This window comes from Microbulbifer maximicatervae (SeqCode) (assembly GCF_052468295.1).
Genome location: NZ_CP174340.1, coordinates 3,156,330 through 3,180,366 on the forward strand (window position 1 = coordinate 3,156,330; position 24,037 = coordinate 3,180,366).

A 24,037-nucleotide genomic window follows, 5' to 3' on the forward strand; every position below is an offset into this window, starting at 1 on the left:
TTTCCTTACTGCCATTCAAATTCTTCTAAGTCTTCTGCTGCCAATGCCGCCGTACGGTTTTTGCTCACCAAATAGCTGGGCTCCAGCGTCCAAGCAATGGTCCTGATGCTGGCGCCCGCCAGCAGCTGTTTAACATCAAGCGTGATATTGTTTAATTCTTCCTCGCACAGGACACTCAGGCGTGTCGCCAGCAGCGAGTTGCCGCCGATCTCGAAAAAGCCGGCGGTTACCGAAATCGGCGCATGCTCGAACACCTTTTCCCAGATGGCCACAAGCTTCTCTTCCAGCTCGGAATCCGCTTGCTCATGTCCGGCCCGGAGGGTAAAACTCTCCAGCAAGGCTGCGCGGTTTACTTTACCGCTGGGATGGGTCGGCAGCGCATCGAGCAATAACCAGTTTGCAGGCTGCATATAGTGCGGCAGGCGATTTTGCAGATGCTGTTTTGCCTGCTCTATGCCCTGCTCATCGGCGCCAACGACAAAGGCCACCAGGCTTGACTGTCCCGCTTCGTTTTCCGCCAGCAGGCAAACCACGGCATCAAGGTCAATGCCGTTGCCGATCTCCTGCTCAATTTCCTGCAGCTCGACCCTAAAACCGTTGAGTTTGATCTGCTGATCGTTTCTGCCGAGATAACGCAGCGAATGCCCGCTGCTGAGCCTGACCAGATCTCCGGTACGGTAAGCCCGGACCGGCGTTGCCAGGCCGCAGTCGATTTCGACAAACCTTTGCTGTGTTTGCTTATCGTCGTTGAGATAACCGCAGGCCAGTGAGCCGCCGGCGATCCATAACTCGCCCGTGCCGCCGACAGGGACCGACTGCAGATTATCGTCCAGCACCAGATGGGCACTTTGCGATAAGGGGCCGGTCAATTCGATTTCTTTACCCAGATCCAATTCAGAGACTTGGCCTATCATGCTCCAGACCGTAGCTTCGGTCGGCCCGTAGCAGTTGAACACCCGGGCACATTTGGCCAGTAACTGGCCGGCCAGTGCCTCGGTCAAGGGCTCGCCGCCAGTCAGGGCGGTCATACCGGCCTCTCCCTGCCAGCCGCTTGCCAGCAGCACCTGCCAGCCGGTCGGGGTCATTTGCAGCCAGTTGATTTGCTGCTCCGATACCAGGACGGCCAGCTTTTTACCGTCCTGTACTTCATCTGCCGAGGCCACAGTCACGCAGCCCCCCGCCAGCAAAGGTGCAAGCCATTCCAGCAGGGAAATATCAAATGTCGGGGTCGTGACCGACAATACCCGGGTATCCGCAGTGCATTGCAGGCGCTGCTGCGCCGCCGCTAAAAACGCTCCCAGGGCAAGATAATCGACGCATACCCCTTTGGGCTGCCCCGTCGTGCCCGAGGTAAATAACTGGTAACCGGCGCCCCTGGCGACTTTCAGCTGCCCGGGGCTGGTATCACAGGACAGCTCAGGCAATAGCAGCTGAGTGACGGAAGGCGGGCATAAATGCGCCGTTTGCGCATCGCAAAGCACCACAACAGGTGAAGATTGCGAGATCACATTGGCAATGCGCTGCGCCGGCATTTTGGCATCTACGGGTACGTATACCGCCCCCAGCTGCCACAGGGACAACATGGTCACCACGACGTCACAGCCGCGGGGCAAACAAACCACGACCGGACTACCGGCGGATATGCCCTGATCCCGGAAAAAACCGGCCAGCTGGCCAACCGATGAAGCCAGCTGCTGATAAGTTAGCTGATGGCGCGCGCACTGCAGCGCCAGCTGCTGCCCGCGCTCAAATGCGCGTAGCTGAATTTGCTCAAGCACATCCTCGACCGGGAAAGTCCCCTGAGCCCCTGCCAGCCATTGCTGCTGCACTTTTTTATCCTCGATGCTGCCACCGCAGATCTCAAGCACAGGCTGGTTTAACTCTGCCTGGGCCAGTTCATGTAAAATACGTTTAAATTGGGCGAAAATATTTGTCGCCGCCTGAGTTTCCAAAAGGGCCGACTGGTATTGCAAGGTCAGTTTCAGCCTCTGCCCCGGCGTGACGACCAATGCCAGTTCAAAATGGGTATCGCTAAAGACCGAAATATCCCGGATAGATAAGCCGTCGTTGTGCTGTAACAGGCCGTCCAGCGGATAGTTTTCCATCACTACAATGCTTTCGAACAAGGCGGAAGCCGGTGCGATTTCACTTTGTTTTTGGATCTCCGCCAGGGATAACCAACCATGGCGCTCGGACTCCAGTTGCTGGGCAAACATGTCCCTGAGGACTTCGGCGACACTTGCTTCATGCTCTGCGCCGAAAGTAACAGGCAGAGACACTAAAAACAGGCCGAGCATGCTGTCGATACCGTCCACTTCGGGAGGACGGCCGCTGCTGACGGCCCCGAACAGCACTTGCTGCTGGCCGGACAAACGCTGCAGCGTGCGCGCCCAGGCCAGGCGGATCAAGACCCCGAGTGTGACATTGGCAGCCTGGGCCAATTGATTTAACTGGGTTGTCAGGCTTTCATCCAGCAACTGGGGCAGTTCGAGAATACTGCCGGGGGCATCCGTTACCTGGGCCGGCAATAACCGGGTCGGGGCTGTGAAGCCGCTCAGCTGGTCGCGCCAGTAATTGTTGGCGGTTTCCGCCTCCTGTCTTTCAAGCCAGGCGACATAATCGGCAAACTGCGGCGCCTGAGCCAGCGCCTGGCTTTCGGATGAGCGGTACAGGCTTAACAGTTCCGCAAACAGCAGCGGCAATGACCAGCCGTCTAACAAGGCATGGTGGAAGGTAAACACCAACACAGCTTCATCATGGCCGAGGTAAAAAACGTCAAACCGGAGCAGGGCCGCGCCATAACAGCCGTCGGCAAAATGTTTCATCCGGTTGCGCTGCTCTTCAACCTGGCTGCGCGCATCGGGCATACCGGTCAGATCATGCTCGCAGATCTGCACCTCGGACTTGGCCCCCAGCAGCTGCACAACGCCCTGCTCTTCAAGTACGCCAAACCGGGTTGTTAAAATCGGGTGGCGCTGAGCCAAAGCTGTCCAGGCCTGCTCCAGTGCGGTTTTATCGAAACCGCTGTCGATATCCAGCAGTATCTGGTTGACATAGGCGGTTGCATCCATTTGCGTATGCAATAACATGGCGCGCTGCATCGGCGTGGCCGCAATGGCATGACTGAAACCGCTGAATTCGGGATGACCATCCAGCGCTATCTTGCTGGCTTCAAGGGAGACTTTCTCCCCCTGCTGCAGCCGGACCGCCTTACGGCATAAGGTGGCTACGTCGGCAGCGTTAAAAATGGTCACCAGTTCCAGGTTTATCCCTTGTTTGCGCAGCTGGTTTGACAGCCTCACCGCCTGGATGGAATCGCCCCCCTGCGCGGCAAAACTGGCGTCGGGCGCCACCACCGGCAGTTTCAGCAAACGGCCGATGGCCGCTTTCACCGCAATGGCCACCTCATCGTCCTGCCCGGCATCCACCAAAGTAGTTTCTTGTCGAATGGGTCTGGGGGTGGTGGCCAGATCGGCCAGCACACTTCGGTCCACCTTGCCGTTTGCCGTCAGGGGCAGGCTGGCCAGCGCGGCATATTCTTGCGGCAACATGTAGGGCGGAAGGCTTTCGCTCAGCGCCTGATCCAAGGCCGTTAGCAAGTCGGGATTGGGCACTGCGTTTTCCCGGGCCTCGGTAACCAGATAGGCAACCAGCTGTTTGTGATCTTTATTGCTGCGCACATCGACCACGGCTGCCGACACCTCAGGGGAGTCGAGCAGCCGGGCTTCAATTTCCCCCAGCTCGATACGGTAGCCGTGCAGCTTGATCTGACTGTCTTCACGTCCCAGGAACTCGATATTGCCGTTGGCTAAAAAACAGCCCTTATCGCCGGTTTTGTATAAGCGCATCTTGCGGCCGGGACAATAGATAAAGCTTTGTGCGCTGCGCTGCTCATCTTTCCAGTAGCCGTCGGCTAAGCCCTGACCGCTGATATAGAGATCGCCTTTGATACCGTCGGGACAATCTTGCATCTGGTCGTTAAGGACAAAATATCCCTGGTTGGCCAGCGGACGGCCATAGGGAATACTGTGCCACTGGCTCTGGATTTGCGTAACCGGATAATAGATAGACCAAATGGAAGCTTCCGTCGCCCCGCCTAAACTGATCAGGCTGACATGCGGCTGTTCGAGAATTTGTTTGGCCAGCTTTAACCCTATCCAGTCGCCGCTTAGCATACACAAACGCAGGTCAGGAGCTATTTCGCCGTCATTGTGATCCAGATACATTTGCATCAGCGCCGGCACGCTGTTCCACAGGGAAACCTGCTCGTCTGCCAGCAAGCGGCTCCAGGCTCCCGGATCGCGGTTTTGCTCCGCCAGAGGCAGGACCAGTTTAGCCCCGGTGGCCAGCACGCCGAAGATGTCATATACCGAAAGATCGAAGCTTAATGAAGAAATGCCCAAAACGGCGTCTGACGAGCCCACGGCAAAACGTTTATTGATATCTTCTATGGTATTTCTAGCCGCTTCATGGCGGATCATCACCCCTTTGGGAGTCCCGGTAGAGCCGGAAGTAAATAACACATAGGCCAGGTCATCGCCGCTGACCGGCGATTGCCCGGGACGTGCCAGGGTATAGTCTGTGACAGGCGTGCTTGCCACTTTCAGCTGGCGGACATCGGTCAGCGCAGCATCTTCTTCGCTGACCAGCGCCACCCGGACCTCCCCCTGAACCAGCAGTTGCCGGCGCCTGGCAAGAGGAAGCGAACTGTCGATAGGCAGATAGGCCGCTCCCGCCAGGTGAATGGCGAGCACAGCCACCACCTGCTGCCAGGACTTGCTCATATGCACAGCCACCAGCTCATTGTTCTGTACCTGCGCTGCGCGTAGCTCCCCTGCCAGCTGATCCGCCATCATCAGCAGCTGGCCGTAGGTGATCCGTGTCTGTCCCTGTACGATTGCCGTTTTTTCCGGCTCAGCCAGGGCCTGTTCTACCAGCGGCTGATGCAGCAGTCCCTCGGGCAGGGGTTGATAAGTTTGGTTGAACGCCAGGCGGTTTTCACCGGCGCAGCTGAGCGGTTGCCAGGCGTGCCAGTCGGTATCGGGCAGCGCCAGGTGCTCAAGAAAACCTAGCATGGCATCTAACATCAGCTGTGACGAAAACTTAAACAGCCCCTGCTTTTCATGCCAGCGAAACTCCAGACCATCCGGCGTTTCCTGGAAAACACACTCCAGGCCGAGGTGGTCGACATTGTCGACATGCCGGTAGCGGACAGGATCTTTAATCGCGCCAACCTGGCTGTTTAATAAACTGGTAAAGGTCACCGGCAAAGTCTGATTGCACTTTCTTATCCGGTTAAACTCATGTAAGACCTCCAGCCCTTCAAAGGAGCGGTGCGCCATATTGTCGGAAAGTGTCCGCTGGGCGATATTCAGTCTGGCATTAAACGTCTGGTAAGGCTGCGGCAGATGGCTGTACAGCAAGAGCGAGCTGAAATTACCCACCAGCTTTTCAATCTCCTGCGGCGCTGCCGGACGGTCATTGATCAGCAGGCTAAGGGTAAACTGGCTGTTTTCGCTCCAGGCGGAAAGCACCTGGCACAGACATTCCAGTAAAAAGGCCGATGCCGAGCAGCCCTGCATACCGGCAAGACGCACCAGGCGGTGCCATTTTGCCTTTTCCAGGCGTCCCTTGAGGACTTTGCTGTCATGGGAGTTGGTGTCGGCATTCCCGGCCAACGGCAGCTGCGGCGAAAACGGCATCTCAGGGATCTGCGCCAGCCAGTAGGCTTTGTCGTCCCGGTATTTTGCCGTCTGCTTTTGTTGCATACGGGCACGGGCAACATCCCTGAAACTCAGCTGCAGCGGTGCAGGCAGCTGCTCCGGGTTACGGTACAGATCAAACATTTCCTGCGCCAGGATCTGGCCGCTGCGGTGATCGATAAACATATGCGAGAAACACAGGGCCAGTCTTTGCTCCCGGCCGTCCAGGCAGAACAGCTCGGCTTTAAAGCTCGGCCAGCGGGTCCAGTCCATTGACTGGGTGCTGATCTTCCGGCGCAGCAAGGCATGCTGCGCCTCCCGCTCGGCCTGGGGTAAAGTGCTGAGATCGTGCACTTTAATAATAAATTCTTCAACGTCATCGAGCACGGCAAAACGCTGGTCCGGCAATTCGATCACCCGCAGCATATCATGGCGCCGTATCAGGATATTCAGTACCTGTTGCAGGCGTTCAATCGCCATATTGCTGACATCAACTTCCAGGTATGAGAAACCACCGGCGGCAGCAGAGCCCTGCTTGAATTCACGTGAAACCTGCAACCCTTCCTGCATCACGGTAAATGCCATAGGTTCGAACCTGGATTCGGGCTCGGCCATAATCACCGGCTGGGACTCGTCCGCCTCTAGCTGCGGCTGCTGCTCGAAATACCCGGCCAGGTCCGCCACGCATCCGAGGGTGATAAACTGCTCTATCGAAACCGACAAATCCAGACGGGCTTTTAACAGGGAAATGATTTGCAGCGCGGCCAGCGAATGTCCGCCCTGGGCATAAAAATGCAGCCGGCAACACACCCGGGTGTTAAGTACCTCGGCAAATATTCCGGCGATTTCCTGTTCCAGCTTACCGGCAGGTGGAATAAGCGCCGTGGTGGTTTGCTGCTGCAGCTGACGTAACTTTTCACGGTCGATTTTACCGTGCGCCGTGCGCGGCAGTTCGTCCAGGCAAATCAGGGCCACAGGACACATGTACTGCGGCAAATAGGTTTGGCAATGGTTAAGCAGTTCGGCAAATTCTATTGCGCGGGAGCTGGCCAGGCAGGCGACAAGTCCTTCCTGTGTGTCGTCTGCCGCGAGGATCACGGCATCTTTGACTCCCTCAAGCAATTCAAGAGTAGCAATGATTTCTTGCGGCTCTACCCTGAACCCGCGGATCTGGATCTGGCTGTCTTTACGGCCCTGCAGATGCAGAACTCCCTGCTCATCCAGATAGCCCAAATCCCCGGTGCGGTACGCCGGTATGCCCCGGTAAGCAAAGAATGCATTGTTGTCGGCACTGCTGTCGGCATCATCCGCCAGATAACCTAAGCTCAGGTAGGGGCTGACAAATACCACTTCGCCGAGTTCGCCGGTGCCGGCTGCCGTATTGCCGTTAAGCACCAGCAGCTCGCCCCCGTCCAGGCTCCGGCCGACCGGACAGTTTGACCAGCGCAGCTGCTCTTGGCTGCAAACACTGTAAACGCTGAGCATCTGCTGCGTTTCGGTGGCGCCGTAAAGGTTATGCAAACGGGTATCTTTTAGCTGTTTCAGTAATTCTGCCGCCTGGCTGGAACTCAGGCTTTCACCCACCAGCCACAAATCGCGCAATGCCGGTAATTCCCGCGCGCCGTCAACCGTGGTCAATAACCGGGCCAGCGCAGGCGACATACCCGCCACCCGGATCCGGTTTTGCTTTAAATAGTCGGCAAGCTGCTCCGCAGACTGGACCTTATCGGCAATGGCCAAAGTCGCCCCGTTCCCCAGGCAGGAGAAGACATCCCGCAACAGGGGATCATGACCGACATTTGACAACATGGCGCAGACAGTACCCGGCTGAATTTCAAAATAACGCCGGGTCCAGCGGGTGTAGTTGGCAATAGCCTGCCACCGCCCCAAGACAATTTTCGCCTGGGCCGAGCTGCCTGACGTGGCGGCCAGATAGGCCAGGGAAGCATCTTGCAACCGGATATCGGTTACGTCTTTATACCGCCGGGCGGATTGTCCGTCCCCTGAGGATAACTTACCCGCCAGGTCAATAACGGTTTCGGCACCGGCCTGCGCGATCAGGCGCTTGAGTTTATCGGCGGGATAATCCGGGTTAAGCAGAAAAAACGGCCTTTGGCTTTGCAAACAGGCATACATATGAACCACAAGTTCATAACTGCGCCGGGCAATAATGGCAACACAGCCCCGGTCCAAACCGCTATGGCTGAGCTCTTCTGCCTTGTGCTGGACATCTGCGGCCAAATCCCGGTAAGTGTAGCTTTTCTCCCCGGCCTGGACGGCAATTGCATCCGGCTGGCGCTCTGCCCAGCTCAGCAGTTGCTCTTGCGGCCTGATAAGGGATTCATCCGGTAACAAAGGGCCCTCTGATAGCGCAGGGGCAAGCGATAACAGGGAGACCTCCCCGATACGGGCTTGTCCCTGACTGCACATCAGGGTTAAAAGCTGCCGGTATTGCTGCAGCCAGATTTCCACATGGGAGGCTGAATAACGGCTTTCATCAAACTGGGCGATCAGTTGCAGGCTTTCTTTGTCTTCAACATAGAAAGTCAGATCAAATTTGTTGGCGACGATCGGCACTTCCAGATCTGTCGTTGCCGCAGCACCGAAATGCCAGTCGCGGCTGCCCTGGGAAAGAAAATTGAAAAAACACTGAAAAATCGGATGGTGCTTATCCCGCGCCAGCTTTAATTCGGCGATCAAATCATGAAAGGCGATGCCGGTATTGCGAAAAGCTTCTGTCATGCCGCTACGGCACTGACCGAGCAAATCTTCTACAGAAGTATCGTCCTGCCAACGCATCCGTATCGGCATGACATCTAAAAAAAGCCCTACCGCATCCTCCAATGCCTGAAACGGCCGGTGAATGCCGGGCACGCCCACCACAACATCGCGGCTGCCGCTTAACTTGCCCAGCAAGAGGTGAAAGGCGCTTAACATCAGCATGTTGGTGGTACAGCCCTGCTGCCGGGCAAAAGTTCTGATTTCCAGGCTCTGCTCGGGCGACAGGGATAAACGGCGCTGCACCGGACGGCTTTGCGACGCCTCGTTTAACTGTTTAAAGGGTAAGCTCAGGCATTGCGGGGCATCGTTTAATTCATTGGTCCAGTAATTCAGCCGGGCGCTGGTATCTTGCTGATGGCACCACAGGGCGTAATTTTCAAAGCCCCATTGGCCGGGCTTGGGCGCGGCCTGATCCGGGGCATCGCAATATTGCTGATACAAGTCGCACAGCTGTTGTTTGAGCACATTGACAGAATGCCCGTCGGCAACAATATGGTGCACCACCACCAATAACACATGTTCCGCCTTTGACAGTTCAATCAACCGGGTGCGCAATAAGGGCCCGGCGGCAAGGTCAAACGGCTGACCCAAAAAATCGTCGATATGGGCCTGCAGGTCGCTTTTATTTACCTTGTGTAAGGCATCCAGGGGAAATTCACTGTTATTTCTTACCAGGTTTACCTCATCTCCCTGCTGGGCGATATGGCTATTCAGGACGGGATTGAGCGCAACCAAAGCCTGCATCGCCCGGCGCAAGGCCGCCTCGTTCAGCTCGCCGCGGATCTCCACCGCAGCCGGCATATTGTAGGCGCTTGCCTGGGAGGCATCGAGATTATGGGCAAGCCAGATGCCATATTGGGTACGGGTTAGCGGCACACTGGCTTTGTCGACCCGGGGCAAGTCCTGCACCTGGGCCTGCAGCGCTTTAAGCAATTCGGCTTTATGGGACACCATAGCTGCTTTAAGTTCGGCGGTCAGCGCCCCCTTGGGAGCTTTTACTGACAATTCCCCGCCTTTTAAAGACAAAGATACTTTTGCTCCCTTTAGAGCGCTTAACAGACTCTCAAGTGTCATAACACGAATTCCTCAAGCTCCTGATCGTCTTCGTCCTGCTGGCCGATTTCAATCAATAATTCCTTTACTTCATTTTTACTTTGTATCAGGGCTGCCAACTCGGACACGGTCCGCAGCTCGATCAGATCGGCGATTTCAAGATCGGCCCCGAATTGTTCGCTGATCTGGTACTTGACCTTCAACACACTGAGCGAGTGTGCCCCCAGGGTAAACAGGTCGTCGTTGCGGCCAATTTGCTCAAGCGACAGCTCTTGTTGCCAGATTGCCGCCAGGGCATTTTCCAGCTCCCCCTCGGGGGCGGAAAACTCCTGGCTGAGGTTTACCTGGGGCAGCGAAGAGCGGTCGGTTTTGCCGTTGGCCAACCTGGGGATTTGTGCCAGTTCGACAAATAACGAGGGCACCATATAGGCAGGCAAGTGCTCAGCCAGGTGCTGCTTCAACTGCCCGCTGCGCATAGTCTCGCTGCGGGTAACCACATAAGCGACCAGTTGCTCTTGATGGACCGAAACCACGGCTTCATGGATATCTTCAAGCAGGCATAATTGCGACTCGATTTCCTCGAGTTCGATACGCTGGCCCCTGAGTTTGATTTGCTGATCTTTGCGCCCGATATACTCCAGGCTGCCGTCGCGCTGACGCCGGACCAGATCGCCGGTGCGGTACATTCGCTGCCCCGGGATGGATGCAAAGGGATCCGGCAAAAATGCCGAAGCCGTCAATTCAGGCTGCGACATATAGCCGCGGCAGACGCCGGGACCTGACAGGTACAATTCCCCGACAGCCCCTTCGGGTACCGGGTTGAGCCAGGCATCGAGAATATAACCCTGGCTGCCCGTTAATTCCCTTCCGATCAATGGTTTATCATTGCCGGCAACTTCCTGGCAGGTGGAATAAACCGTATCTTCAGAAGGCCCGTATAAATTGAAAACCCGGCACGGCAACTCTGCCTTCAGGCGTTTGACCAGCTGCCGGGAAAGCGCTTCTCCGGCCAGGTTGACGACCCGCAAGCTCTTGGGAAGCAATGCAGCCTCAAGCGCTGCCGATACGGCCGAAGGCACGCTGTTGACTAAGGTCAGCTTTTCTTTATCCGGCAAGCCCGGCAACTCCAGAATAGAGCCGATCAGCGCCACCTGGCCGCCCATCGCCAGCGGGATAAAAAGTTCAAAAACGGAAATATCAAAACAAATGGAGGTTGAAGCCAGCACCTGGGCGCAATCTTCCCGGCTGTAGCGGGTCTGTGCCCATGCCAGCAATTGGTTGATACCCAGATAGGAAACGGCAACCCCTTTTGGACGGCCGGTACTGCCCGATGTAAAAATGGTGTAGGCAAGCCGCTCTGGTGGCAACTCGACCGCTGCCAGTTCGCTCGAAGTGCAACCGAAAACATCCAGAGATAACGGACATTGCCTTACCGGCAATGCCTCGCTGCAGCTGTCGACCAGGGCCAGTTGCGGCTTGGCAACCGAGAGAATATCGCGGCAACGCCCCTGCGGATAGTTTTTATCAACCGGCACATAATTGGCGCCGACGCGCAACACAGCTAACATGGCAATCACCCGGCAAACCCCGGCATCCATGTAAATCGCCACGCTGTCTTGCCAGCCCAGCCGGTATTCGTTTTTCAAGCGGTTGGCCAGCTCGCCGCTAAATTGCCATAGCCCGGCATAACTGAGTTCGTTGCCGTGTAAGTCCCGCAAAGCAGGCGCATCCGGTTGTACTTGCACCTGGTGTGCGATTTGTGCCAGCAGATCAGGGCCTTTAAACGGCTGTTTTTCTGCGGCATCGGGTGCTGTGTCCGGCTGTTCAAACCAGCGCCAGCTTGGTCTGTCGCTTGATTCGGCGGCAAAGCCCAGGATAGAGATAAAGTCCGAGATAAACTGCCCGGCATCTTGCTGCGACCATAGGGCGCGGTCAAATACCAGTTTGCCCGCCAGCGCTTCGCCCTGGGCGATATAAATGTCGAGTTCGCTGATCAAATCCGTTACCGGAAGGGCGATGCTGTTAATGCGGTGGCCGTTATAATCGCCAGCCACATTGGCATCCCCCAACAGCAGGCGGCCATCGATATTTTCCGACGACTCCAGGAAAGTGAACAGGGCTTGCCCCTTGTGCTCTCCCGGACGTCGGCCTGACTGGTTCGTTGCCTGCTCCAGCCGGGAGAAAAAGTGCTCGCGGCTTGCCTTGAGCAACTGGCTGAAGCTCATGTCGGCGGACGGAGAAAAAGTCACGATCACGGGATTGACAAAATAGCCAATACTGGAGAGATACCTTTGCCCTCTCACGGTTACCGGGTTGATCAAATGGATCAGGCTCGCTTCGCTGTAACGCGACAAGCCTATGCTAAAGGCAAGCTGTAAAACATGGTTCAGCGTGGTTTTATTGGCTCTTGCCACTTGTTCCAGCTGCGTTTTCAGGCTTGCGTTAAGGTTAAAGAAATGTACCCCGCTCCCCTGACCATTTTCGCCGATTTCCCGGCTTAATTTCAGCGGCTGCTGGTGTTCGTCCTGAGAAGGCGTCCCGCCCGTATTTACCGCAGCTACGCAGGCGCGGGCGGAAAACTCCGAAAAGGCAGGCGCGCTGGAAGCAGGCTCGCCAAGCAGCTCCAGAGCCAGATACTGTAAGCTGGTGGCATCGGCAATGGCATGGTGGATTAACACCAGCAGGCTGGCGCCACCGCCGGAATGCGGCCAATAATGTACCTGGTAAAGCTGGGAGCAGGATAAATCAAGCGGAGTTTGTACCAGGGTGGTAAGTGCTTGCTGCGCCTGCTCAGGCGTACACTCAGGGTGGGCAAAAAAGGCCTGCACATCCTCCTGGATAAAACTTTCTATTTGTCCGGCCTGCTCGCGAAAACGCGTGCTTAAAAGCGGTAGCCGCTGCAACTGCTCGCCCACAACTGAGGCCAGTTGCCCGGCATCTGGACCGCTGTGAAGCTCAAGTGCCATGGCCAGGTTGTATTTATTACTTTGCGGATCTTTTAACTGTTCAAAACATAAATACTGCAAGGCTGTTGGCAGTGCGTCGCTGGCTTGCGCCAGACCTGGATCCGTTTTCTGCTGATTCTGCTTAGCCCCGCCAAGCAATGCCGCCAGTTGCGCTAGGTGCTCGCACTCTAATAACGCAGACAGGCTGATCTCTGTCGCCAGTTGCTCTTCGATAAAGTGCTGCAGCTGGATCATTTTCAGTGAGTTTTGCGCAATGGAAAAAATTTCCGTATCCGCGCCAAGCACTACTTCAGGGCCTGTAAATTCCTGTAATTTTTCGATTAACGCGGCGACTTCGGCGCTGTTGTTAAGCTTGCCAGCCGCCTTTTTATCAGGCGATTTTAAAGATGATACCCGCTTTAATTCATTGGCCAGATAGGCTTGTTTCAGCGCCAGGCGGCGGATTTTGCCGCTGGTAGTTTTCAAAATGGATGCCGGTTTTATCAGGACCACTTCAGTTACTTCCAGCTGGTGCTCCAAGGCGACCGCTTTGCGGATTTTTGCGCTCAGCTCTTCGCTGTTCAGTCCCCGCAATGCACTGCGTTTGACTTCCTGCACGACAACCAGCTGTTCCTGTCCCGCTCCGTCAACGGCGAAGCTGGCCGTAGCATCTTGCTGGCATAACTCGCTTGCCTGGCGGACGGTCTCTTCGATATCTTGCGGATAATAATTGCGGCCGCAGATAATTAGCATTTCCTTGCGCCTGCCGGTAACAACCAGTTCATCCCCCAGCATAAAGCCAAGATCGCCGGTGCGCAGCCAATTTCCCTGCTCGCCGGTCAGTTGCGCGGCAAAATACTCTCGAGTCAGCTCGGGCTTTTGCCAGTATCCCTTGGCGACACTGGCATGTTGCAGCCAGATCTCTCCGATGCCGCCGTCGGCTAAACGGACATGCTGCTCCGGCTCAACGATGGCGATACGCATGCCCGGTTCCGGCACGCCACTGCCGACCAGCTCCAGACCTTGAGGGGCTGGCTTAAATTGATTCTCTGCCAGTGCCCCGATCTCGGCCATATAATAATTCGGCTGCGTTTTCATCCCTGAAACATACAAGGTCGCCTCAGCCATACCATAACAGGGAAACAGTGCCTGCTCGCTAAAGCCGGTATTGGAAAGCAAGTGGGTAAAATCGCGAAGCGTATTGGCCTGTACCTTTTCCGAACCGTTAAAAGCCAGCCGCCAGTGAGATAAGTCCAGGTCTTGCACTTCTTCCGGGCGGATTTTGTCTACGCATAAACGGTACGCAAAATTTGGCCCGCCGCTGGAATTTGCCTTGTAGTGTGCAATGGCATTGAGCCAGCGCACGGGTTTTTGAATAAATGCCTGGGGCGGCATTAAAATTGCGGTAGCGCCGACAAACAGCGGCTGAAGCAAGTTGCCGATAAGCCCCATGTCATGAAACAGCGGCAACCAGCCCACGATAATGCTGTCGGAGGTATGGGCGAATGCCTGATGGATCAGTTTCTCATTTTCCACCAGGTTATGGTGCGTCACCATAACGCCTTTGGGATCGCCGGTAGAGCCCGAGGTATATTGCAAAAAAGCGATGCCCTGCGGGTCGATTTCGGGTAATTGCTTGTCGCTGGGCTGGGTGAGGTTACTGACGTACTCTACCTGGCAGCCAAACTCTTCTTCTATGGGTTGAAATATCGGCGTTGCAAATTTGTCAGCCAAATCAGCGCAGGTAATCAGCAGGCTAGGTTGGCAGTCTTTTAAAATGGAGGTAATTCGGGAGAATGAATGTTTGGCGCTATGTGGCGGATAGGCCGGAACGGCAATAACACCGGCGAACAGACAAGCAAAAAAGCTTTTGATGTAGTCGAGGCCTGGCGGCATTAAAAGCAGAACACGGTCTCCGACCTGGCTTCGTTCCAGGATCTGCCCGGCCATTTGTTCAGCCAGCTCTAGCAGGTTCTGATAGGTAAGTGAATCCGATTCTTCTTCCCCATTTTTTAAATAGATATAAGCTTTTTTTTCTGGTGTGAAACTACTATTTTCTCTAAGAATCTCGACTAAAGTTTCCATACTAATACACTGCTGTCCCATTAAGGGTGAATAAAGAGGGTCTGATTCCGTGACAATTGGTACAATGAGACTATCTAGAAAACACTATATTAATAGAAGGAATCAGACCTGTACGTCGTCAGAACCTTCCGGACACATTGCTGCCTGATTTAAGAGACGGTTTTTCTCATCAAGCTTGTACTATTGCTGAATTATCGTAATGCCCTCGCGTCGGCATAGCTCAGCAACGCTATCCTCACCACGAAGACCTTCCAGTACTATGCGGAGCTTTTCTTCAGCGAAGTATTGACGTCGTGTGGCACTGCGGATATCACGTACAGCTTTCTCTGCACTATGTTTTGATTGGCCTCGTTTAGTCATCACCATTCCACTCAGGGGTAACGATGAGCCAAAAGTGTCTCTTAGACATATGCAATCAGGCTAATATGTCCGGAAGGTGCTGACGGGGTACAATTGAGGAGACCTCACCAATATCCATCCCATATCCAACTAAATCAATACCGCTTCCAGTTGAGTATGAAATGTGAATTGAAGGTTGGTGATTGGCGGTGCCTTTTGGAACAAATAATGGGATTGTGTAATTCGAGTTCCCTGACGGATCTACGGAAAACTCGCCTTCTATTTTTCTCGTAACTTGAGAGCTGCTTGACAGTTCGGGATCAGGGTTAGTCGCTTGGTCTTCCGTACCGGAATACGCAAGAGTGGGTGCCAAAACGGTTATCAACGCAATGAACAGTTTCCGGACAACGTTATACTTCTTCACAACCAACTTCCCTATTGAATGTAATTCGCCTATTAAGATAACCTGTAAAGAGCTACCTTTGTCAACATTTTTATTGTCAAATTTATATAGCTTCCTGCATTAAACTTTGAAGTGCATCACTTAACCCCCTGGAAAAGAACGGTCATCTGAAGGTAACATCTGCCGCTTCTTCTCCACCAAGAGATTAAGTGATGACAGAATGCTACCGACAGCTGACCGAAGAATAACGATGCCAGATCTGGGCGCTAAAGAAAAGTGATTGGAGCCAGAGGGCAATCGCCAGGGATATTGGTGTTAGCCAGCCTACGATTAGCAGGGAGCTTACCCGTAATCGAGAATGCCTGCTCTCCTGACCACGTCCCTTCCAATTGGCCATTAATATAAAGCCGCAATTTATCATGCGTATTTTCAGAGTTGGTTGACACATCAAAACGGAACAATCCACCTTGGCTGTTGATAATTGTTTCGAGTGTCGATTGCTGGCCATGGCCAATTACCCCTGGGCGTAATGCGTAGAGGCTTCCATCTACTGTACGCTCATCATCCACTTGCCAGGCAACCGAATCACGCATAAACCAGTGGAACGGTGACAGCGTAGCGTCTTCAAAATCCGTCCAAGTACCTTGGGGCTTATCGTTAATGTCATTGTGATCCCGGCCCACCAGATATTCTTCTACCGTACTAAAACCATCGCCGTCCCGGTCAAGTACTGCATCGTCTGCCTGTAAAGGATCTAACCCGTTAGCGGCCTCCCAAACATCAGGTAGAGTATCTGCATCGCGGTCCGCTGCAGCAGGGTAATCAGGAGTGTCGAGCACATATGTAACAAAGTTCGAAATACCATCGTTATCATAGTCCTCAGAACTATCATCAACTAGCGGGTCAATACCATAAGCAATTTCCCAACCATCAGGGATTAGATCATTATCACTATCATTATCACACGGATCAGTTTCACCCACATCCCTATGGTAAAAGCTTACTTTATTTTCTTGATAATCAGATAATCCATCACCATCTGAATCAGAGCTATTTTTATCTGTACACAGTAAATCTTCTATATGATCAGGAATTCCATCTGAATCGCCATCCAAAGGGCTAAACTGGTAAGTATCACTCGATATTTTGCTTCCATCTTCCGATACGGAAACCACACGCCAATAAATTGGATCAGCAGTAAGTTCAGGCATAATGTATTCCATTGTCATGCCTGTAATCGCCGATTTATAAAGAGATGGACTGGAATCATGCCCTAAGAAAATTTCAAAATACTTAGGCTCTATCGTACCTTGCTCTAAATCCCACTCTAGGTTAACAACTGGATATTCTACTTCCAAATAATTACTGGGTAATTTTAACCTGGGTTTCCTTGGTATTTTTTTATCGATGTCAGAACGCTCAACTCTCTTTATTAACCTATTTCCCATACTGTCATAGGTGTAATTTAGGGAAATACCATCTGGATAAATCACTTCAGTTAAGCGTGATTGCTCATCATAACGATAAGAAATGGACTGACTAACAGCTAAATGCGTGAAAAAAATTAGCGAGCAAAGAGCAAATTTTAGTAAATTCATCATTGACAAAAATCTGTCCATTGATTATTTGATCACTCACCTGCTATAAGCAGGCAAAAATTGACTTTAACCGCTAAAGATTATCCCTGCTATAGTCAAATACCGTCAGCCTATTCTGAGCAAGAGATCACAACTAAAATATATATTTTTTTAAGATCAGAGCAGCCTATTTATTTAACGCCTTCGTACCAATTACATATATTAGTTTTCAGGCACCCCAAGCTCCAATAATGATTGGCACACTTGGCAATAGTAAAGGATATTAGAAAATTACTATCGTGCCTCACGATATCTATACAGCAGGGCCTTGTTCACTATCAGGCTTTTGAAATAATCTTACTCTTCCGAGCACAACTTCCAATCTTTACAAAATCTGTAGAGAAATTAGCTTTTTTTGATCTATCCCATCCGTTTTTTCTAGCATATCCGTGGTTTTCCGACATTTTTACAACCATTAGGCGGGTCCACCCTACAAGGTCAAGTTCCAACGAGTCCGGAATCGATGACAATTCAAACACCCTCAATAGTCAGACTGGTTTCGACCACATTAGAAGCCAAAACTATTTTGCGTATTCCTTCTGCTGAGGGAGATATAGCTTGGTCCTGTTGTTCCCGGCTCAAATCCCCGAACAGTGGGGCGATGACAATAATTCGCCGGTTGCTATCCTTATTTAGTCGCCCCCTGAGCAAGGTTTCCACCTGCTTGATCTCGGCGACTCCAGGCAGAAAAGCCAAAATACTACCTTCCTCCCTACGCAAGGATTGCACGTTGCCATTAATGATGGCATCTGGCGCGGACTCTCAGGTTCCTACCGTTGTTCAAGGTATTCGAGGTTTCGCCCTTCACTAGTGATGGTATGGGCGTCGTTTAGCAGTGAGGAGATCGCATCAGTATCCAGAGCGGCTGACATCACCAGTAGTTTAAGGTCGTCTCGCAGGTACTCCTGGGACTGGAGATGCAGGGCGAAGGAGAGGTCCGCCCGCAGTCTGTGCTTATTGAACTCTTCGAATATAATCAGGGCGCTTGATATCAGCTCTGGATCTGCCTGTAAAAGGCGTGTGAGAATGCGCTCAGTTACAACCAGAATACGAGCCCTTTTACTGGACTTCCGCTCCCCCCGCACCTGAAACCCAACGGTTTCACCAACTCTCTCACCCAGCATAGAAGCCATTCGCACTGCTGCAGTTCGTGCGGCTAAGCGACGTGGCTCCAACATAATAATACGCTTTCATCGTTACTCCGTCAGCGCTACCAGCTGGGTCATCAACAAGCAGATGATGCATGGAGGCCTTACGGTAGCCAACCTGCTTTGTGATGGGCTTTCACCGGCACTGAACCGCAACTACTAAGGCCAACTTTACGAATGTTTAGGTTATGAGCTAAATGAGATAAACGGGTGCTTTTTCTTGAGCAAACTGAGTGTAGTGGACAACTTAGATAGAAAGCAGCCCCCCCCATGAATGAGTTTCAATAAAGGTTGAGTCATCAGATAGTGTCCTTTTTCTACACCAGAGTCGCCAGATGCTATCAATCTAAGAGTCACTTGATGGTGTGATAGACGCGTAACCTATTGATTTTACAGTAATTTTAATGTCACTGAATGACGGTATTCACAGCGCTTCCTGGTTAGCGAATTACTAAAAAGGAGAAAGTAGTCGCTCACAGGAAGAGAAGTATTGAAAACGGGCTTAATGCCCGTTTTTTTTATTTTGAGCATTCCAATTTCCTCTTCACTCTAACCATAGACTTAAGTTCTATAGAAACTCTTTCTCTCCCCCTGCCGCTGACCATCTCGGCAAAGCATTTGGATAGCGGCTTGTATTCGCGCATAATGCCCCGCATTAATTGGTATAACAGCTATGCCTCTAGATGAGCAGGCCTTCAGTTATCCCTACTCGCCTATTACCTAGCTACAATGAATTGATATATGAGTACCCCAGATTTAAGTGAAATAACTAATCTCAGCTGTGAAGATCGCTACGAGTATTTTCTGAGCATAGCCGGAGAAGAGCGGGAGATCTGGATACTGATCGATAGCCAAAATTGCTTTCTTAAAATACACACCGATGAAGATGGTGGCTTTGAATATCTGCCAGTATGGCCAAGCGCTGAATTTGCCCAAGCCTATGCTGAGAATGAAACGGGCCTCACCCCTAAAAGTATTCCCTTACCACAGTTTTTAAAGAAATGGCTTTCTGGCTTAAAAGGTGACGGCATTGAAATAGGTGTGTTTCCTGCGCCGGATAAAAGCGTATGGATTACTAGCTCAGAGGAACTAGAGATCGATCTACGGGAAGAGCTGAACAATTTCTAAATAGGCTATTCACGTTGAAGCTATCGCTTCAAAAATCCGACAAAGAAAGTTCAGCTCTATTGAATAAAAGTGAGATAACAGGGTAAACACCTGTTATCTTACTTGGGTAATGTACAATTACAGATTCGCCGCCTGATATTTATATATACTATTCACTTGAGGCGTTGCAATGAAAACCAGGAATAAAATAAGTTTCGACGCCACCAAAAACTATAAGGAAGAGAAAGATATAAAGCCGGTCTTGCCCGCTTATAGCAGCGCAGTCGCCAGTGCAAAGCACTCGGAAAAGAAAAGCAAATAGTATCCGGCTGCATAACTTTCACGTCATCTAAATCTCCCCATAAGTCGATATCCGAACTCAAAGCAAAATCCAAAATTCTTCCTCTAGAGAGCAGGTAGATATTAACTCCCTGATCCAGAGACCATCAATCATGTAGGATAACTAACACTTTATCGAGAAATTGGTATTGAGCAACAATCTCTCTACCATAAACGGGTATAGCTCTTTGGTTGGAGCCATCAATTAATACGACTTTACTATTATCAATTGGATTAAGCTTGAAGTTATTCACCTCTGAGAGAAAAGCATTCGTCACTACCCTACCCCCTTAAATTCCAGATCTCTAACTTTACTACAAACTTTTAATCCAAATATAACCCCCTGAATTAGCAGAGTATTTAAAAAACCTTAATATGTTCCCCTAATTGGGTAATGGTTATCAGGGTTTCGGATAAACTCGATACCCACCAATAGCGTTTGCAAGTCAGGCCTCGCAAAAGGTGCATTGGAAATGTCGACTATTTGCAGCCTTCCAGATTCGTTGATGACAAAAACACCCGGTTCAGCAAAGGGCCTATCTGTTTCTTCAGGGGAGCGGGGTTTTGAAATATAGAGCCCAAGCTGCTGCATTTGGGGTATTGATAAACCGTAACCGACAGTAAATCCCGGCTGAATTGTTTCCATATGCAGAGAAGCTTTTTCCTCCGTATCGGCAGAGACAGCAGCTACGTCAATACCCTCCGCATGATAGCGGGGTAGTAGCACACTCAATACACGCAAATACTTGGTACAAAGCGGGCAGTGCTTGCCTCGGTAAACGACTACCATCTGCCAAGGGAAACTACCTTCGGCCTTCCCCAGTACCAACTCACCTCCACCAAGTCGCTTTACTTCTATTGCAGGAAAATCGATACCAGCAGCAAGCTTTATATTGCTCATTAGCACCCCACTTGAGAATATAAGAATAGAATTGGTCAACCAATGAATCCCATCGTTAGTATAGGAGATTCGATGAAAAAGCCCCTTATTCGTTTTCTATCAACGCTATTAGCAGCCGGACTGCTAAGTGGCTGCCCTGCTAATCACCAAAGTAACTCTTCTCCTGAAAGTCATTTCCAGCCTCTTGAGTTTTTGCCTGCCCTGAAAGGGGACTACTTTAAGCTGGATTCAGCGATTATTGGGCGCCCCTACCATATCTATACTCGCCTGCCTGAGGGCTATAATCCAAACGAGGATACAACTTACCCGGTCATTTATCTCCTCGATGGGGATTCACTGTTCCCAATTTTGGCTACTAATCACCTGTTTATGCATTACGATGATTACGCCCCCGAGGCGATTATCGTAGGTATTGCTTACGGCTCATTTAAACCCGAGATCAATCATCGGAGTTTTGACTTTTCACTACCCGGTGACAGTGACAGTGACAGTGACAGTGACAGTGACAGTGACAGTGACACACTTAAGTATGGCGGTGCACCGCAGTTTCTCAACTTTCTAGAGCGGGAGCTCTTGCCAGCAGTTGAAAGCCACTACTCGGTAGACCCTCATCAACGAGTTCTCTTCGGTCAAAGTCGAGGGGGATATTTTGTGCTTTACACGGCATTTTCTAAGCCCGACCTGTTTAAAGGATTGATAGCCAGCAATGCCACCTTCCTACCACAACAGGAATTTTTCTACAGGGAACCTGTACAAGCGACAAGAGAGGATCTGACTCTGGTAGTAACCAGTGGCTCCAAAGACATGCCAAACCTGCGCAAAGATGCACTCTCCTGGCATCAGTACTGGAAAGAACGAGAGAACACTCCCTGGCGCGTTGCATTTACAACGATTCCAGGCGGTACCCATGCGGCAAATAGTACTGACAGTTACCGTTTCGGCATCCATGAGATTTTTGCGGAAGAGATCGAAATATCTCGTGAGAAAGCAGAGAACAATTTGCAAGTGGTAGAGGATCACTAGAGCTAAAAATTAATAGAAGTAAATATGTGATTCCCGCTAACTAAAAAGCCCGCTTAAAAGCGGGCTTTTTTAAAACGATGAGGCAATTACTCTGTACAGGCAGCAATACGACCAGCCGTATTTTTACCGGCACCACAGTTCAGGCCATCGGGGATACCGGTGTAGTCTGGGGCCATGATACCGCCATTACGCTGAGCATCATGGTCGGTATAAATGCTCGCTAGGTTATAGGAACGCGCTGTCCCTTTGTTGTCATTATCGCAGGAGAAGATAGCACTACCGTAAGCGATGCCCAGGAAGGTCTTGTATTCCTTCAGATTTGACCACAAGTTGCGCTTAGCAGAACCAGAGCAGTTCATCTGGGAAGCCAGATTGATGTAACCATCGTCCTCACCGCCCAACAGCAAAGAGCTAGCACTCTCAATACCTGGGAAACCGGCGTAGCCTCCAATGGTATAAACCGGTGCAGCCAGGTTGGTGCCGACATAGTTGCGTACAGCATAGACATCATTGGTTTGCAGGTAACGTACTGCTGCGCACTCACGACCGATAAACCAATCGTTGATCAAATCTTCGATCCAGCTACCGTTACACAGTCGATCAACCCCTTCTGTACCGGTGATTGCACCACCAGTAGTAAAGATTGCCGCGATACCGCTAATGGCAGTATCAAAGTCCACTTCAACTGCGTAGCTATCATTCAGACCTGCGACATTAACGGTTTCGGTTTTCGTCTTACAGCTTTTCCAGAACCAGGAGCCAGTACAAACCTTCGAGGTTTCGGTCACAGTATTGGAATCCAGCTGGTTGTAAGCACGGTTATAGTAAGGGGACCCCGGTACGGCATTGCCCGCGAGGTACATCATCTGGGTGGCGCCCTGACTGTGGGCAATCACATAGAAAGTGTCATCGGCAGCACACTGGTTTTCATGCTCATAATCATCGCCTTCGCCATTGCGAATAGCGATTATCTGCCGAGCGATTTCACCCGCTGTGCCGTCATGCCAGTAGGGCATCTCGCCCTCATCGGTGGAGTTGTAACCAACCACACCGTAATTGCCGCCATTTACACGTAATTGTTCAATAAAGTCACTACCCGCGTATTCATCGAAGTAGGCCTCACTCCAATAATCTAAAGCCGGCTGCTCAAGATTACCCTGGGAGTTAGTACGCTGCTTGATATGGCCCTCAGTACCATGGCCATGAACCAGGATGTAGCAGTTATCCGCACTTGCAGAGGCTGATCCCAAAAGCCCCGCTAATAGTAAAGAGAAGCTCGCACCCAATCGTTGATAAAGTGTCATTGTGATGTCCTTTTTATTTTTGCTCGGGCTTGGTCCCAATTTTTTAAATTGTCTTTTTATGTTGCCGAGACTGTTTTATGGCTTGCGAAAGGTATCCGGTTAATAAGTGCCAAGAATATGACTAATAGCGCCAAACAGAATCTTAGGGCGACAAGCAAAGTGACTTTACAGTCACAAATAGAAGGGGGCTCACCTGAGTGTGACAAAGTTCGCAAAAACTAAAAACCGCGACTTCGCTCTAGGTCACAGTATTAATGAAACTAAAGGTGAGTGAGCACTTCCAAAAAAATTTTGGAGCAAGCTATCTTTTCGAAGAAATGATTTATATAAAGAAAAGGCTGGATCGCTTAAATTTCAACCAAGCCCTATCCTAGCACACAAGTATCGCAGCCACTTTTCTATCGATATACCTATGACACGTTATGCACCCTTTCCATAAAAATTGTGGCACTAAATTAAAACATGCAGCAAGAATTACAAGGTATAAATATATGAGAATCTCTACGGAGATAATTTTTAGAGGCTAACTACTCGGGAAATATACTACATACACTTAAAATCAAAAGGTAATCATCTAGTAGTAAGTTATCCGCCGGCCGAATGCATACTCATTGAACATCTACGGTAGGAAGGAAAAATGATAGAGCCAAAAAAGTTTTGGGATAAAACTGCAGCGCGCTATGGCAAAAGCCCTATAAAAGATTTAAAAAGTTACAAGAGAAAACTGGCTATAACACAAGAATATTTTCAGGCAGACTGGTCTGTACTGGAATTTGGATGCGGCACCGGCAGCACCGCTATTCATCATTCTCCCTATGTAAACAGTATAACTGCTACTGATATTTCCGAGAAGATGCTGGATATTGCCAAGCAAAAAGCAAAAATCGCTTCCATAAAAAACATAAGTTTTCAACAAGGCACCTTAGGTTCACTAAAATTCGAACCAGATAGTTTTAACGCCATCTTAGGGCTAAATATATTACATCTTCTGGAGGATATAGATGGTGCTATCGCGCGGGTTTACAATTTATTAAAACCGGGGGGCATATTTGTATCAAGTACTGCATTAATTAAGAAAAGCAATTGGCGATTCCTGATCCCAGTGATGCAACGCATAAACCTGGCCCCTTATGTCCACAAAATTGACAGACAGGAGCTTTTAGACAAGCTTACACGAGTTGGTTTTTTTATTGACCAGGAGTGGCAGCCTAGTAAGGAATCAATTTTTTTGATAGCAAAAAAGTAAGTTCTTCATTCCCCATATACGCGG

At 51.1% G+C, this 24,037-nt stretch carries 11 protein-coding genes and 1 pseudogene; 4 read left to right on the forward strand and 8 right to left on the reverse strand.

Annotated elements, in window-relative coordinates; translation table 11 throughout:
- Window positions 1-5: 5 nt before the first annotated feature.
- From ACJJIQ_RS14215 to ACJJIQ_RS14230, 4 genes and pseudogenes are all read right to left on the reverse strand, one after another.
- On the reverse strand, window positions 6-9,557 hold the full coding sequence (locus tag ACJJIQ_RS14215; RefSeq protein ID WP_445362259.1) for a non-ribosomal peptide synthetase: 9,552 nt from the start codon (window positions 9,555-9,557) through the stop codon (window positions 6-8).
- Window positions 9,554-14,566: a non-ribosomal peptide synthetase gene (locus ACJJIQ_RS14220; protein ID WP_445362260.1), complete on the reverse strand. Its 5,013-nt coding sequence runs from the start codon at window positions 14,564-14,566 to the stop codon at window positions 9,554-9,556. Before ACJJIQ_RS14220 ends, ACJJIQ_RS14215 begins: the two co-directional genes overlap by 4 nt.
- A 198-nt stretch (window positions 14,567-14,764) precedes the next feature.
- Window positions 14,765-14,926: pseudogene (locus ACJJIQ_RS14225) on the reverse strand (transposase); the annotation flags it as partial.
- A 55-nt stretch (window positions 14,927-14,981) separates the two neighbouring features.
- Window positions 14,982-15,329: a hypothetical protein gene (locus ACJJIQ_RS14230; protein WP_445362261.1), complete on the reverse strand. Its 348-nt coding sequence runs from the start codon at window positions 15,327-15,329 to the stop codon at window positions 14,982-14,984.
- A gap of 275 nt (window positions 15,330-15,604) precedes the next feature.
- On the opposite strand from ACJJIQ_RS14230, the gene ACJJIQ_RS14235 reads away from it, so the two are divergent.
- The gene (locus tag ACJJIQ_RS14235) at window positions 15,605-15,682 is read left to right on the forward strand and encodes a hypothetical protein (RefSeq protein ID WP_445364818.1); all 78 of its coding nucleotides are present in this window, start codon (window positions 15,605-15,607) and stop codon (window positions 15,680-15,682) included.
- A 1,734-nt stretch (window positions 15,683-17,416) separates the two neighbouring features.
- On the opposite strand, the gene ACJJIQ_RS14240 is transcribed toward ACJJIQ_RS14235, so the two are convergent.
- Both ACJJIQ_RS14240 and ACJJIQ_RS14245 read right to left on the reverse strand, forming a co-directional pair.
- Entirely contained in the window at window positions 17,417-17,641 is a 225-nt protein-coding gene (locus ACJJIQ_RS14240) for a hypothetical protein (protein WP_445362262.1), read from the reverse strand.
- 74 nt (window positions 17,642-17,715) lie between these two features.
- Window positions 17,716-18,123, reverse strand: a complete 408-nt coding sequence (locus tag ACJJIQ_RS14245; protein WP_445362263.1) for a hypothetical protein — start codon at window positions 18,121-18,123, stop codon at window positions 17,716-17,718.
- 711 nt (window positions 18,124-18,834) lie between these two features.
- On the opposite strand from ACJJIQ_RS14245, the gene ACJJIQ_RS14250 reads away from it, so the two are divergent.
- The gene (locus tag ACJJIQ_RS14250; protein WP_444907547.1) at window positions 18,835-19,221 is read left to right on the forward strand and encodes a DUF2750 domain-containing protein; all 387 of its coding nucleotides are present in this window, start codon (window positions 18,835-18,837) and stop codon (window positions 19,219-19,221) included.
- Between the two features lie 688 nt (window positions 19,222-19,909).
- Here the strand turns inward: ACJJIQ_RS14250 and ACJJIQ_RS14255 are convergent.
- Window positions 19,910-20,440 (reverse strand): redoxin domain-containing protein, encoded by a 531-nt coding sequence (locus tag ACJJIQ_RS14255; protein WP_445362264.1) that lies wholly within the window; start codon window positions 20,438-20,440, stop codon window positions 19,910-19,912.
- 72 nt (window positions 20,441-20,512) lie between these two features.
- Here ACJJIQ_RS14255 and ACJJIQ_RS14260 point away from each other — a divergent pair, with 72 nt between their 5' ends.
- Entirely contained in the window at window positions 20,513-21,463 is a 951-nt protein-coding gene (locus ACJJIQ_RS14260) for an alpha/beta hydrolase (RefSeq protein WP_445362265.1), read from the forward strand.
- An 86-nt stretch (window positions 21,464-21,549) separates the two neighbouring features.
- Here ACJJIQ_RS14260 and ACJJIQ_RS14265 read toward each other — a convergent pair whose 3' ends face one another.
- On the reverse strand, window positions 21,550-22,767 hold the full coding sequence (locus ACJJIQ_RS14265) for a hypothetical protein (protein ID WP_444907544.1): 1,218 nt from the start codon (window positions 22,765-22,767) through the stop codon (window positions 21,550-21,552).
- Window positions 22,768-23,404: 637 nt separating this feature from the next.
- Here ACJJIQ_RS14265 and ACJJIQ_RS14270 point away from each other — a divergent pair.
- A complete protein-coding gene (locus ACJJIQ_RS14270; protein WP_445362266.1) occupies window positions 23,405-24,013 on the forward strand; it encodes a class I SAM-dependent methyltransferase in 609 nt (202 codons plus the stop codon).
- Window positions 24,014-24,037 lie beyond the last annotated feature (24 nt).

Coding starts and splice junctions, on each gene's coding strand:
- ACJJIQ_RS14265 (WP_444907544.1), bottom strand. CDS start 22,767: ATGACACTTTATCAACGATTGGGTGCGAGCTTCTCTTTACTATTAGCG.
- ACJJIQ_RS14270 (WP_445362266.1), top strand. CDS start 23,405: ATGATAGAGCCAAAAAAGTTTTGGGATAAAACTGCAGCGCGCTATGGC.
- ACJJIQ_RS14260 (WP_445362265.1), top strand. CDS start 20,513: ATGAAAAAGCCCCTTATTCGTTTTCTATCAACGCTATTAGCAGCCGGA.
- ACJJIQ_RS14255 (WP_445362264.1), bottom strand. CDS start 20,440: ATGAGCAATATAAAGCTTGCTGCTGGTATCGATTTTCCTGCAATAGAA.
- ACJJIQ_RS14250 (WP_444907547.1), top strand. CDS start 18,835: ATGAGTACCCCAGATTTAAGTGAAATAACTAATCTCAGCTGTGAAGAT.
- ACJJIQ_RS14220 (WP_445362260.1), bottom strand. CDS start 14,566: ATGGAAACTTTAGTCGAGATTCTTAGAGAAAATAGTAGTTTCACACCA.
- ACJJIQ_RS14245 (WP_445362263.1), bottom strand. CDS start 18,123: ATGTTGGAGCCACGTCGCTTAGCCGCACGAACTGCAGCAGTGCGAATG.
- ACJJIQ_RS14215 (WP_445362259.1), bottom strand. CDS start 9,557: ATGACACTTGAGAGTCTGTTAAGCGCTCTAAAGGGAGCAAAAGTATCT.